Below are 12,708 nucleotides of genomic sequence, written 5' to 3' on the forward strand. Positions count from 1 at the left end.
GGTGGCGCAGCCGGAGGTGGTGGATCGGGCACGGGTCCTCGTCGTCGACGACGACGCGGCCCTGGCCGAGATGCTCACCCTCGTGCTGCGCAACGAGGGCTTCGTGAGCCGGATCGTCACGCGTGGCGACGAGGCCATGGCCGCCTTCCGGTCCTTCCGCCCCGACGTGGTGCTGCTGGACCTGATGCTTCCGGGCAAGGACGGCATCGACGTGTGCCGTGAGATCCGGGCCGAGTCCGGCGTACCCATCGTGATGCTCACCGCGCGCAGCGACACCATCGACGTGGTCGTCGGCCTCGAGTCCGGGGCCGACGACTACGTCGCCAAGCCGTTCAAGCCCAAGGAGCTGATCGCCCGCATCCGCGCGCGGGTACGCCGCTTCGAGGTGCCCACGCCCGACGACCTCCACATCGGGGACCTCACCGTCGACGTGGCCGGGCACTCGGTCACCCGCAACGGCATGCCGATCGCCCTGACCCCCCTCGAGTTCGACCTGCTGGCCTGCCTGGCGCAGAACCCGCGCAAGGTGTTCACCCGCGAGGTCCTGCTCGAGCAGGTGTGGGGCTACCGCCACGCCGCCGACACCCGGCTGGTCAACGTCCACGTGCAGCGGCTGCGAGCCAAGATCGAGGTCGACCCGGAGAACCCGACGATCGTGCTGACGGTCCGGGGCGTGGGCTACAAGGCGGGCGCGGCGGATGAGCCGTCCCTCCGCTAGCCGACGCGCGACCGAGCTGCTGACGCGACTACGAGGCCTCCCCGGCGCCGTCGCCTCCTTCTGGCGCCGTTCCCTGCGCACCCGCGTGGTGACCGCGATCGTCGTGCTCTGCGCGGTGGTGGTCGGCTCGGTCGGGTGGCTGGTGCTCCGGCAGATCACCGACGGGCTGGTCAAGGGCCGCGTCGATGCGTCCGTGGCCGAGGCCAGGACCGAGACCGCCACCGCCCGCGAGCGCCTGGGGTCGGCCGGCGGGAACGACTTCGACCCCGACACCCAGCTGCGGCTGCTGGTGGAGAGCCTGGTGGCCCGCGGCGAGGTGAAGGGCTTCGATGTGGTCGTGCGGGGCCCGGTGGGGGAGGGAAGCGACGCGGCGGGCGTCCGCACCACCCCCACGGTGGACTCCGACAGCGTCCCGGAATCACTGCGCCGCTGGGTCGAGGGCAGCGAGGACGGGCTGGCCTGGACCTACACGCGCATCGGCTACACGACCCCGGCCGACTCCGGAGCCGTGCCCCGCCGGTCGCAGCCGGGGGTGGCGGTCGGCTCGACCGTGGTGCTGCCCTCGAACGGGGGCAGCTACGCCCTGTACTACCTGTTCCCGATGGACCAGGAGCAGCGCACGCTGGTGCTGCTGCGTGGTGTGTTGCTCACCGCCGGGCTGCTCCTGCTGGTGCTCGTCGCCGGCGTGGCACTGCTGGTCACCCGGCAGGTGATCACCCCCGTGCGGCTGGCCAGGCGGGTCGCGGAGCGGATCGCCTCGGGGCAGCTCGAGGAGCGGATGCACGTGCGCGGCGAGGACGACATCGCCCGGCTCGCGATGTCGTTCAACCAGATGGCCGGGGCCCTGCAGTCCCAGATCCGCCAGCTGGTGGAGCTCTCCCGCGTCCAGCGCACGTTCGTCTCCGACGTCTCGCACGAGCTGCGCACCCCGCTGACCACGGTGCGGATGGCCGGCGACGTCCTCTACGACGCGCGGGACAGCTTCGACCCCGTCACCAGGCGGGCCGCGGAGCTGCTGCAGACCGAGCTCGACCGCTTCGAGAGCCTGCTCGCCGACCTGCTCGAGATCAGCCGCTTCGACGCCGGTGCCGCCGTGCTGGAGCTCGAGGACACCAACCTCCACGACGTCGCGCAGCGGGTCGTCGCGGCCACCGCCCCGATGGCGCTGCAGCGCGGGGTGACGGTGAGCATCGCGGACGAAGGCATGTTCATGGCGCAGGCCGACGTACGCCGGGTCGAGCGGATCGTGCGCAACCTGGTCACCAACGCGATCGACCACGCCGACTCGACCGGCGTGACGATCCGGCTGGCGAGCGACGACGAGGCCACAGCGCTGAGCGTCCGCGACCACGGCGTCGGCCTGCAGCCGGGACAGTCCTCGATGGTGTTCAACCGCTTCTGGCGTGGCGACCCGGCACGCGCCCGCACCACCGGCGGCACCGGCCTCGGGCTCGCGATCGCCCTGGAGGACGCCCGCCTGCACGGCGGCTGGCTGCAGGCCTGGGGCACACCTGGCGGCGGTGCGCAGTTCCGGCTGACGCTGCCCCGGCAGGCCGGCGCCCCGCTGACGCACAGCCCGCTCCCGCTCGTTCCCAAGGACATCCGGCAGGGGGTCGGATGAGCTCGGTCGCACGTCTGCGCACGCTTCTCGTGGTCCTGCTGGTGCTGGCCGGCAGCCTCGCGGGCTGCGCCAGCCTGCCCGAGTCCGGCGAGGTGCGCCGCAGCCCCGCCGACCTCCCGGACCGACCCCAGGACGCGCCCTACTTCAGCCCGCCGGGTCCCTCGGCGGACGGCAGCCCGGAGTCGATCGTCTCGGGCTTCCTGGTCGCGATGCAGGCCAACCCGCTGAGCACCTCCATCGCCCGGGGGTTCCTCTCCGAGCGCGCCAAGGCCACCTGGCAGCCGCAGCGCGGCACGATCGTCTACGACGCCTACTCCGTGGAGCCGGTGCCCAGCGGCGTCACCGTCCGGCTGGCCGACACCCAGCGACTCGACGCGCGCGGCGCCTGGCGAGCGGGTCCGCCGGCGGGATCGGAGAGCCTCGACCTCTCGCTGGTCTCCGAGAACGGGCAGTGGCGGATCGACAACCCCGTGAACGCACTGGTCGTCCCGACCTCGTTCTTCGACCGGAGCTTCGCGCGGTTCAACCTCTACTTCTTCGACCAGACCGGGAAGACGCTGCTGCCGGACCCGGTGTTCATCCCGCGGGGGGAGCAGACGGCGACCAACCTCGTCCGCGGCCTGCTCGCCGGGCCGGGGGAGGCGCTGGACGACATCAGCCGGTCCGCGCTGCCGTCGCGGACGGGCCTGGACCTGTCCGTCGTGGTGACCGAGAGCGGCGTCGCGGAGGTGCCGCTGTCCCGAGAGCTGCTCCGCGCCTCGCCGGCCGAGCTCTCCCGGGCCGTGGACCAGCTCGCCTGGACGCTGCGCCAGGTGCCCGGCATCGAGAGGGTCCGGATCACCGTCGACGGTGCTCCCGTGCCGTTGCCCGGCGGACGGGTCGACGCCTCGGTGACCTCGGGCCCCGAGTACGACGCCGCCGGCCCCTCGCGCGCCCAGCTGTGGGCGCTGCGGGGCAACCGAGTGGTCGACCTCTCCCCGGACTCGAAGGGCAGTGCCGGCGTGGGAGGGCCGTTCGGGCGGCCCGGCTTCTCGATGCGCAGCTTCGCGGTGAGCGAGCCGCCGCAGCGCATCGCCGCGGTCTCCGGCAGCGGCAGCAGCGTCTATGTGGCGGGCACCGAGGGCGGGACGAAGGGGTCGGCCGTGTCGAGCCCGCTGGTGCGGGGCACCGACGTGCTGCGACCTTCCTTCGACATGTTCGGGGACCTGTGGCTGGTCGACCGGACCCCCCGTGGTGCCCGCGTGTACCTGGTCAGCGAGGGCCGGGTCCGCCCGCTGAGGGTCCCCGGCGTCACGGGTGCCGACGTGGCCGCGTTCTCCGTCGCCCGGGACGGCAGCCGGATGGCGGTGGCGTACGCCGGCCTCCCCGCCCCGCAGGTGCGGGTGATCGACATCCTGCGCACCGACGAGGGGATCGTCTCGGGAGCAGGGGACACCCGGTCCCTGACGGCGAAGGTCCCCGAGAACGCCCGCATCCTCGACCTCGGCTGGCGCGACCCCGGCACCCTCGCGGTGCTCAGCCGCCCCAGTGCGGAGACCAGCCAGGTGAGCTTCCTGTCCACGGACGGGTCACCCACGCACCGCGACCTGATCGAGCCCAACGTCTTCCGCGGCGCGGCCCAGGCGATGGTGGTCTCCCCGGACGAGAACGTGCCGCTGCGCCTGGTCACGCCCGCCCAGCGGCTCTACACGCTCAGCGAGAACGGCAGCTGGCCCCGGACCAGCTCGAAGGTCGCTGCCGCGGCGTACGCCCCCTGACCGGAGGGCGTCCACACCCCTCGCCCGGGACGCCTGGCTCCACAGGGTCCGCGGCCCAGCGCGGCGGCGACGTGGCGAGGACCAGGATCGGCGGGTGCTCGACGCCTGGCTCGACCTGGTGCACGGCGCTGCGTGCGTGGGCTGCGCCGCCCCGGGCCGGTCGCTGTGTGCCCGGTGCCGCTCCCGGCTGCCGCAGGGCGGGCGCCCGGTACGGCCCACGCCGTGTCCGCCGGGCCTGGCGGCGTGCTTCGCCGCGGGGGAGTACGACGACCTGCTGCGCGCCATGGTCCTCGCCCACAAGGAGCACGCGGTGTTCTCCCTGGCCGAACCCCTCGGCACGGTGCTCGCGAGCGCGGCCGCCCTTGCGGTGGATCCGGCCGTCGCCACGCTGCTGGTCCCGGTGCCCTCCCGCGGCGCCGTGGTTCGTGAACGCGGCCACGACCCGGTGCTGCGCCTCACCCGTGCTGCGGCGCGGTTCCTGCGGGCTGGCGGGGCGCGCGTCCGGACCGCGTTGGTCCTGGAGCAGTGCGGCCCGGTGCGCGACCAGGCCGGCCTGAGCGCGGGGCAGCGGTCGGTCAACCTGGCCGGCTCGATGCGGGTCCGGACGGCCGCCCGGTCCGCGCTGGCCCGCCGGCCCGAGCCGGTCTCGCTGGTGGTCTGCGACGACGTGCTCACCACCGGGGCGACGGTGCGGGAGGCGCAGCGCGCCCTTGAGGACTCGGGCCTCACGGTCCGAGCAGTGGCCACGGTGGCCGCGACACGCAAGCGGCTCCCGCACCCACCGTGAGCGCCAGTCTCGTCGGAGGGGGGCGCCCTACCGCTTTCAGGAGGCGCCGACTACCGTCAGGTCAACCCCCCAGGACGTTCCGGGACGTTCGGCATCGAGCGTTTCAAGCCGTGTGAACTACAGGAGGTCAGCGATGGATGTTGTGGTCAGCACTCGTAACTGCGAGGTGTCCGATCGGTTCCGCCAGCACGCCGAGGAGAAGCTCAGTCGGCTGGAGAAGCACGACCACCGGATCATCCGCGTCGATGTACTCGTCGAGAAGGAAGCCAGGGCTCGCGAGCCCGAGCGCGCCGTACGGATCGAGCTGACCGCGAAGTCCCGCGGGCCCATCGTCCGTGCCGAGGCCTGCGCCGAGGACAAGATGGCTGCACTGGACCTGGCGCTGGACAAGATGGCCTCCCAGATGCGCAAGGCCGCGGACCGGCGCAAGGTGCACCGCGGACAGCGCAAGCCCGAATCACTGGGTGAGGCGATGGCGCGCACCGCCGTGCCGGCCGAGGAGACCGAGGAGGACACGGCCATCGAGCACAAGGTCGGTCCGGTGACGGTCACCGGCGACGGCCCGCTGGTGGTCCGGGAGAAGACCCACGCCGCGACCCCGATGAACCTCGAGCAGGCGCTCTACGAGATGGAGCTCGTCGGTCACGACTTCTTCCTGTTCGTGGACAAGGAGAGCGAGCGTCCCTCGGTGGTCTACCGCCGACGCGGTTATGACTACGGCGTGATCACCCTCGACGTCAGCTGACCGCCCCACCAGCCCCACCAGAACCTCGGTGACTACTCCCGGCGTGGTCCGAAAGGACCACGCCGGGATAGTCCATCCCGTACCCATTCGGGCCAACCTCTGCCATAGTGACCGAATGGTCGCCGATGCCACCCCTGCCCATGACGAGCCAGTGCGTGTGGTCGTCGTCGACGACCAGGAGCTCTTCCGCCGTGGACTGACGATGCTGCTCGGCGTCGAACCCGACATCGAGGTGGTCGGTGAGGCGGGCGACGGCATCAGCGCCACCGACCTGATCGTGGCCACGGTGCCCGACGTGGTGCTGCTCGACGTACGCATGCCCAAGCGCTCCGGGCTGCAGGCCTGCATCCAGATCAAGGAGCTCGTGCCGAGCGTCAAGATCATCATGCTCACGGTCAGCGACGAGGAGGGTGACCTCTACGAGTCGGTGAAGAACGGCGCGTCGGGCTACCTGCTCAAGGACTCCTCCATCGACGAGGTCGCGCAGGCGGTCCGCGTCGTCGCCGAGGGGCAGTCGCTGATCAGCCCGTCGATGGCGGTCAAGCTGATCGACGAGTTCAAGGAGATGGCCCGCACCGACCGCGAGCAGGTGATCATCCCGAAGCTGACCGATCGCGAGCTCGAGGTGCTGCGACTCGTCGCGACCGGGATGAACAACCGCGACGCCGCCCGCGAGCTGTTCATCAGCGAGAACACCGTGAAGAACCACGTGCGCAACATCTTGGAGAAGCTCCAGCTGCACTCGCGCATGGAGGCGGTCATGTACGCCGTGCGCGAGAAGCTCCTCGACATCCCCTGATCCGGCGGCCGTCACATTGTCGGCGCTGCCGGGCATACTCGGCCCCGTGGCGACCGACCAGCTCTCCCTCGCGCAGGCGCGGCGGATCGCCCTGGTCGCGCAGGGGTTCCGGGACCCCCGGCACACCGTGCCGACGATGCGCACCTTCGCGCGCACCCTGACCCGCACCGGGGTGCTCCAGGTCGACTCGGTCAACGTGCTCCAGCGGGCCCACTACATGCCGCTGTTCTCCCGGATGGGCGTCTACGACCCCGCGCTGCTCACCCGTGCCTCGGAGAAGCACCCTCGCCGGATGGTGGAGTACTGGGCGCACGTGCAGGCGTTCATGCCCGTCGACCTGTGGCCGGTGATGCGTCACCGGATGGACAGCTTCCGCGACAGCCCGCGTTGGGGTGGCTGGTTGCAGACCAACCCCGGACTCGCCGAGGGCGTGCTGGAGCAGGTCCGCGACCGGGGGGCCACCACCGCCCGCGACCTCGACGACGAGCCGCGGGGGCCCAAGCTGCACTGGGGATGGAACTGGTCGGAGGCCCGCAAGGCCCTGGACTTCCTCTACCTCACCGGCGACCTGGCGATCGCCCGGCGCACCCCGTCCTTCGAGCCCGTCTACGACCTGGCCGAGCGGGTGATCCCTCGCGAGCACCTCGAGGCCCCGGCACTGGACGCCTTCGCCGCCACCAAGGAGCTGGTGCGCCGCGCTGCCCGCAGCCACGGCGTGGGCACGCTGCGGTGCCTGACCGACTACTACCGGCTCCAGATGCAGCCTGGGGCCGGCCAGAAGGCGGCCAGGCTCGCGGTCGACGAGCTCGTCGAGGACGGCGAGCTGCTGCCGGTGCAGGTCGAGGGGTGGCAGCGCCCGGCGTACCTCCATCGCGACGCGGCCCTGCCCCGGCGGGTGGACGCGCGCGCGGTGCTGAGTCCCTTCGACCCGGTGGTGTGGGAGCGCGAGCGCACCGAGCGGCTCTTCGACTTCCACTACCGCATCGAGATCTACGTGCCCGAGGCCCAGCGGCGCTACGGCTACTACGTGCTGCCGTTCCTGCTCGGCGACCGGATCGTGGGCCGGGTCGACCTCAAGGCCGACCGCCGCACCGGCCGGCTGCTGGTCAAGGCGGCGTACGCCGAGCCCGGTGCGCCGGCCGAGACCGCGGCCGAGCTGGCCGAGGAGCTGCGCGAGCTGCAGCGCTGGCTCGGGCTCGAGGACGTCTGCGTCGACCCCCGGGGCGACCTCGCTCCCGCGCTGGCCGCCGAGCTTTCCACCGGGCCGTCCACCGGGCCTGCGTGAGCAGCGCGCCGGTGCGCGAATGGTGCAGGGTGGGGTGATGAGCGTGGTCCGGCACCCCTTCTTCGCCCGTCTCTACAGCCGGGTGATCGCGCCCGGCATCGCCAAGCAGGGCGGTGACGCCCTCCGCCGGCGGGTGCTGGCGGGCCTGAGCGGGACGGTGGTGGAGGTCGGGGCCGGCGACGGGGCGAACTTCGGGTTCTATCCCGCGGAGGTCCAGCGGATCGTGGCCGTCGAGCCCGAGCCCTACCTGCGGGCGAAGGCGGCGGCCCGCACGGGGGAGCGCGTCGAGCTCCACGACGCGGTGGCCGACGACCTGCCCCTGGGTGACGGCACCGCGGACGCGGTCGTCTTCAGCCTCGTGCTCTGCTCGGTGGACCAGCCGGCGGCCCTCGCCGAGGCCCGGCGGGTGCTGCGGCCCGGTGGCCAGCTGCAGTTCCTCGAGCACGTCCGTGCCGAGGAGCCGCGCATCCGCCGGCTGCAGCGGGTCCTGGACTCGACGGTGTGGCCGCTGCTCGGTGGCGGGTGCCGCCTGTCCCGGGACACCGAGTCGGCGATCAGCCGGGCGGGATTCGCGATCACGGAGATCGACCGGTTCCACTTCCCCGACGGGGTGCGCGGTCCCTCGTCGTGGGTGATCGCCGGAAGCGCCGTACCCGCTGGGTGAGTCGGATTGAAACAATGCTCCACCCCGGAGCGTTACGATACTTGAAGGGCCCAGCCGTGACGCTCAGTCGCGCCCGGCCACGACCCCAGTGAAGGTCCCACCCCCAAGTTCCCCAGGAGTTATCCGCGTGTCGCTGATCGACAAGGTCCTGCGCATCGGCGAGGGCAAGATCCTGCGCCAGCTCGAGGCCATCGCCAAGGCGGTCAACGCCATCGAGGACGACTTCGTGGCCATGTCCGACGAAGAGCTCCGCGCGATGACCGACGAGTTCAAGGACCGGCTCGCCAAGGGGGAGACCCTCGACGACATCATGCCCGAGGCGTTCGCCACCGTCCGCGAGGCCGCCAAGCGCGTGCTCGGCCAGCGGCACTTCGACGTGCAGATCATGGGTGGCGCGGCGCTCCACCTCGGCAACATCGCCGAGATGAAGACCGGTGAGGGCAAGACCCTGGTCTCGACCCTTCCGGCGTACCTGAACGCGCTCGCCGGCAAGGGCGTCCACGTCGTCACGGTCAACGACTACCTCGCCAAGTACCACGCGGAGTGGATGGGCCGGGTGCACCAGTTCCTCGGCCTGACCGTCGACGTGATCCTGCCCGACATGCGCCCCGCCGAGCGTCGCGTCGCCTACAACGCCGACATCACCTACGCCACCAACAACGAGCTCGGGTTCGACTACCTGCGCGACAACATGGCCAACTCGCTGGAGGACTGTGTCCAGCGCGCGCCGTTCTTCGCCATCGTCGACGAGGTCGACTCGATCCTGATCGACGAGGCGCGCACGCCGCTGATCATCTCGGGCCCGACCCAGGACGAGGTGGAGTGGTACGCCGAGTTCGCGAAGGTCGCGACCAAGCTGACCAAGGACGTCGACTACGAGGTCGACGAGAAGAAGCGGACCGTCTCCATCCTCGAGCCGGGCATCACCAAGGTCGAGGACTACCTCGGCATCGAGAACCTCTACGAGTCCGCGAACACCATGCTGATCTCGTTCCTGAACAACTCGATCAAGGCCAAGGAGCTGTTCCGCAACGACAAGGAGTACGTCGTCATCGACGACGAGGTCCTCATCGTCGACGAGCACACCGGCCGCATCCTGTCGGGTCGCCGCTACAACGACGGCCTCCACCAGGCGATCGAGGCCAAGGAGGGCGTGACCGTCCGCGAGGAGTACCAGACCCTCGCCACGATCACCCTGCAGAACTACTTCCGCCTCTACGAGAAGCTCTCCGGCATGACCGGTACGGCGATGACCGAGGCCTCCGAGTTCGACAAGATCTACAAGCTCGGCGTGGTCCCGATCCCGACCAACAGGCCGATGGCCCGGATCGACCAGAAGGACCTGATCTACCGGACCGAGGAGGCGAAGTTCGACGCGGTCGTCGAGGACATCGCCGAGCGTCACAAGAAGGGCCAGCCGGTCCTGGTGGGCACCACCTCGGTGGAGAAGTCCGAGCGACTCTCCGGCCTGCTCAAGCGCAAGGGCGTCCCGCACTCGGTGCTGAACGCCAAGATGCACGCCGACGAGGCGAAGGTCGTCGCGATGGCCGGTCACCGGGGCGCCGTCACGGTCGCCACCAACATGGCCGGTCGAGGCACCGACATCATGCTGGGTGGCTCGACGGAGTTCCTCGCCGACCAGGAGCTGCGCGACCGCGGGCTCGACCCGGTCGAGAACGCCGAGGAGTACAACGCGGCGTGGCCCGAGACCCTCGAGCGCATCACCGCGCAGGTGAAGGCCGAGCACGACGCGGTCACCGAGGCCGGTGGGCTCTACGTGCTGGGCACCGAGCGGCACGAGTCGCGCCGGATCGACAACCAGCTCCGTGGACGCTCCGGGCGTCAGGGTGACCCGGGTGAGTCCCGGTTCTACCTTTCGCTCGGCGACGACCTGATGCGGCTGTTCAAGTCCGACTGGGTCGAGCGCGTGCTGCTCGCTCTCAAGGTCCCCGACGACGTCCCGATCGAGAACAAGTCGGTGACCAAGTCGATCCAGTCCGCGCAGTCGCAGGTCGAGGCGATGAACTTCGACTCCCGCAAGAACGTCCTCAAGTACGACGACGTGATGAGCCGTCAGCGCGAGGTCATCTACGGCGAGCGCCGGGCCGTGCTCGAGGGTGCCGACCTGCACGACCAGGTCGTCACGATGATCGACGACACCATCGCCACCTACGTCACCGCAGCCACCGAGAGCTTCCCCGAGGAGTGGGACCTCGACGCGCTGTGGGAGGCGATGAAGTCCATCTACCCGATCTCGCTGCGCTACCAGGACCTCGAGCGTGAGGCCGGCGGTCGCGACGGCATGGACCGCGAGACCCTGGTCGCCGACCTGCAGGCCGACGCGCAGAAGGCCTACCAGGCCCGCGAGGCCGAGGTGGGCTCGGAGGTGATGCGCGAGCTCGAGCGCCAGGTGATGCTCTCCGTGCTCGACCGCAAGTGGCGCGAGCACCTCTACGAGATGGACTACCTGCGCGAGGGCATCGGCCTGCGGGCGTACTCGCAGCGCGACCCGCTCGTGGAGTACCAGCGCGAGGGCTTCGACATGTTCAACGCCATGAAGGAAGGCATCCGCGAGGAGACCGTGGGCTTCCTGTTCAACCTCGAGGTCCAGGTCGACGACGACGAGGACGACGACGAGGACGAGGAGGAGCTGGTGGCGGCCAACGCCGTCACCGACACCCTCGAGGCCGCGCAGCACGTCCACGTCCACGACGGCCACGCCCACGTGCCGAGCGTCAGGGCCAAGGGACTGCAGACGCCCAAGGCGCCGCAGAACCTGACCTACACGGCACCGAGCGAGGACGGCGACGCCGAGGTCTTCACCGAGCCCGGCACGGTCACGAACGCGGACAACCCCTACGCCGGGGTCAGCCGCAACGCGGAGTGCCCCTGCGGGTCGGGCAAGAAGTACAAGAAGTGCCACGGCGCTCCGGGCGGGCCGACCGGCCTGACCGCGCGTCCGGCCGGCTGAGCCGGGGGAGAGGCACGGCGCTGCGGTGTACGTCAGTTGTTCCTGCGGTCGTCAGCACTGGGGACGCTACGGGGCGGCGGGGCTGCTGCTGACCGACCCCGGTCGCACCGGGGTGGTGCTGCAGCACCGCTCGGCGCGGGTCCACCAGGGCAACACCTGGGCATTCATGGGCGGCGCGATCGAGCGCGGCGAGGACCCGGCGACGGCTGCCCTCCGCGAGGCCCACGAGGAGAGCCGCCTCGACGCGAGCGGCGTCACGGTGCTGCGAGACGTGCCCGGTCTCCAGCACCCGGAGTGGCGCTACACCTACGTCCTGGCGCAGACGCCGCGGCCCGAGGACCCGGAGCTGCCGGGTGGCTCGAGCTGGGAGGCCGAACGGACCACCTGGGTCGACCTGGACGCGGTCTCCGGCCTGCGGCTGCACCCCGTGCTGGCCGAGGACTGGCCCTGGCTGCACGCGCTGCTGCGCACCGGCGACTGAGCCTGCTCGGCACCGGCGGCTGAGTCACGGTCACGTCGCGGTGCGCCGTATGCTCGGAGCCGGGGTCGCGACCGATGGAGGCAGGAAGACCATGCGCGGCGGCTACGGCACCAGTGACCACGGCACGCTCGCGGACCGCAACCGGACCCTGCGCCCCGCTCCGGCGGCGGTGCCGCCGGACCCTGAGCGTCCCCCGGGGCGTCCCCCGAGTCCCGCCCGGCACTGCCACGTGCACGGTGAACCGAGCCTGCTGGTGGAGTGGCGACGCGGGGCGACGCAGTGGGAGGGCCGCGTGATCAGCGTGACCTGGCTGGGCGAGGCAGGCGGCTGGGCGACCGTGGAGCGGTGGGTCGCCGCCGGGGAGATCGAGCGCAGCTAACGTCCCCGGCTGCGGGATCGTCAGCCCGAGTCACCCGAACTCCAGCGCGGTGCAGCACCAGCGACCGCCGAGGTGCTCGATGCGGGCAGCGATGGCGCGTGAGCGCTCGCCGTGCCGGACGTGGATGCTGATCTCCGCGGCACCGGCGGACGGGCAGAACACGCGCACGCTGCGCACCTGGCTGCGCAGCCGGCGCATCCGCCGGTCCCCGGGCGTGGTCCGGGCGAGCAGCGCCGCCCGCCGCTGCAGGTCGGCGTAGACGCTCTCGGTGGTCCACCGCAGCAACTGGCTCGGACCCCGGTCGCCGCCGACGACCTCCACGACCGCGCTCGCGAACCGGTGCGCGAAGGCCTCGAGCTCGGCACGCTGCCCCGGGAGCACCCGCAGGCCGGCCGCGCGGGTGGGCCGGACCGGGGTGTCGTAGGCGAGCGCGAGGGTGCCCTGCACGCTGGCGAGCGGGACGGGGTGGGGGCCTGAGGACCGGTGGGCGGGCATGGTCAT

12 protein-coding genes are annotated in these 12,708 nt (G+C 71.5%); 11 read left to right on the plus strand and 1 reads right to left on the minus strand.

Going from position 1 to position 12,708, the window contains the following annotated elements; genetic code table 11:
• Position 1: 1 nt before the first annotated feature.
• The 11 genes from mtrA to AC4BGB_RS18325 all read left to right on the plus strand — a co-directional run bounded on the left by mtrA (position 2) and on the right by AC4BGB_RS18325 (position 12,207).
• Positions 2-718, plus strand: coding sequence for an MtrAB system response regulator MtrA (mtrA, locus tag AC4BGB_RS18275; RefSeq protein ID WP_490548376.1), 717 nt, complete (start codon positions 2-4; stop codon positions 716-718).
• Positions 699-2,339 (plus strand): MtrAB system histidine kinase MtrB, encoded by a 1,641-nt coding sequence (gene mtrB / locus AC4BGB_RS18280; RefSeq protein ID WP_490548377.1) that lies wholly within the window; start codon positions 699-701, stop codon positions 2,337-2,339. The genes mtrA and mtrB overlap by 20 nt, the downstream gene beginning before the upstream one ends.
• Positions 2,336-4,096, plus strand: a complete 1,761-nt coding sequence (locus tag AC4BGB_RS18285) for an LpqB family beta-propeller domain-containing protein (protein WP_490548378.1) — start codon at positions 2,336-2,338, stop codon at positions 4,094-4,096. The genes mtrB and AC4BGB_RS18285 overlap by 4 nt, the downstream gene beginning before the upstream one ends.
• Positions 4,097-4,190: 94 nt before the next feature.
• On the plus strand, positions 4,191-4,883 hold the full coding sequence (locus AC4BGB_RS18290) for a ComF family protein (RefSeq protein ID WP_490548379.1): 693 nt from the start codon (positions 4,191-4,193) through the stop codon (positions 4,881-4,883).
• Positions 4,884-5,016: 133 nt separating this feature from the next.
• Positions 5,017-5,628, plus strand: coding sequence for a ribosome hibernation-promoting factor, HPF/YfiA family (gene hpf / locus AC4BGB_RS18295; RefSeq protein WP_490548380.1), 612 nt, complete (start codon positions 5,017-5,019; stop codon positions 5,626-5,628).
• A 115-nt stretch (positions 5,629-5,743) separates the two neighbouring features.
• The gene (locus AC4BGB_RS18300) at positions 5,744-6,427 is read left to right on the plus strand and encodes a response regulator (protein WP_490548381.1); all 684 of its coding nucleotides are present in this window, start codon (positions 5,744-5,746) and stop codon (positions 6,425-6,427) included.
• A 46-nt stretch (positions 6,428-6,473) separates the two neighbouring features.
• A complete protein-coding gene (locus AC4BGB_RS18305) occupies positions 6,474-7,712 on the plus strand; it encodes a winged helix-turn-helix domain-containing protein (RefSeq protein ID WP_490548382.1) in 1,239 nt (412 codons plus the stop codon).
• Positions 7,713-7,749: 37 nt separating this feature from the next.
• On the plus strand, positions 7,750-8,376 hold the full coding sequence (locus AC4BGB_RS18310) for a class I SAM-dependent methyltransferase (RefSeq protein WP_490548383.1): 627 nt from the start codon (positions 7,750-7,752) through the stop codon (positions 8,374-8,376).
• A 127-nt stretch (positions 8,377-8,503) separates the two neighbouring features.
• Positions 8,504-11,347 (plus strand): preprotein translocase subunit SecA, encoded by a 2,844-nt coding sequence (secA, locus tag AC4BGB_RS18315; RefSeq protein WP_490548384.1) that lies wholly within the window; start codon positions 8,504-8,506, stop codon positions 11,345-11,347.
• Positions 11,348-11,372: 25 nt separating this feature from the next.
• Positions 11,373-11,828, plus strand: coding sequence for an NUDIX domain-containing protein (locus AC4BGB_RS18320; protein WP_490548385.1), 456 nt, complete (start codon positions 11,373-11,375; stop codon positions 11,826-11,828).
• Between the two features lie 40 nt (positions 11,829-11,868).
• Complete coding sequence (locus AC4BGB_RS18325) at positions 11,869-12,207, plus strand: hypothetical protein (protein WP_490548386.1); 339 nt, start codon at positions 11,869-11,871, stop codon at positions 12,205-12,207.
• Between the two features lie 30 nt (positions 12,208-12,237).
• Here AC4BGB_RS18325 and AC4BGB_RS18330 read toward each other — a convergent pair whose 3' ends face one another.
• Positions 12,238-12,708, minus strand: a complete 471-nt coding sequence (locus AC4BGB_RS18330) for an Rv3235 family protein (RefSeq protein WP_490548387.1) — start codon at positions 12,706-12,708, stop codon at positions 12,238-12,240.

The organism is Nocardioides sp. Z30_9, from assembly GCF_058215735.1.

What these genes read in the sequence shown, in the direction of transcription:
- AC4BGB_RS18285 (WP_490548378.1), top strand. Translation starts at nt 2,336, where the DNA reads ATGAGCTCGGTCGCACGTCTGCGCACGCTTCTCGTGGTCCTGCTGGTG.
- mtrB (WP_490548377.1), top strand. Translation starts at nt 699, where the DNA reads ATGAGCCGTCCCTCCGCTAGCCGACGCGCGACCGAGCTGCTGACGCGA.
- AC4BGB_RS18300 (WP_490548381.1), top strand. Translation starts at nt 5,744, where the DNA reads ATGGTCGCCGATGCCACCCCTGCCCATGACGAGCCAGTGCGTGTGGTC.
- AC4BGB_RS18310 (WP_490548383.1), top strand. Translation starts at nt 7,750, where the DNA reads ATGAGCGTGGTCCGGCACCCCTTCTTCGCCCGTCTCTACAGCCGGGTG.
- hpf (WP_490548380.1), top strand. Translation starts at nt 5,017, where the DNA reads ATGGATGTTGTGGTCAGCACTCGTAACTGCGAGGTGTCCGATCGGTTC.
- AC4BGB_RS18330 (WP_490548387.1), bottom strand. Translation starts at nt 12,708, where the DNA reads ATGACCATGCCCGCCCACCGGTCCTCAGGCCCCCACCCCGTCCCGCTC.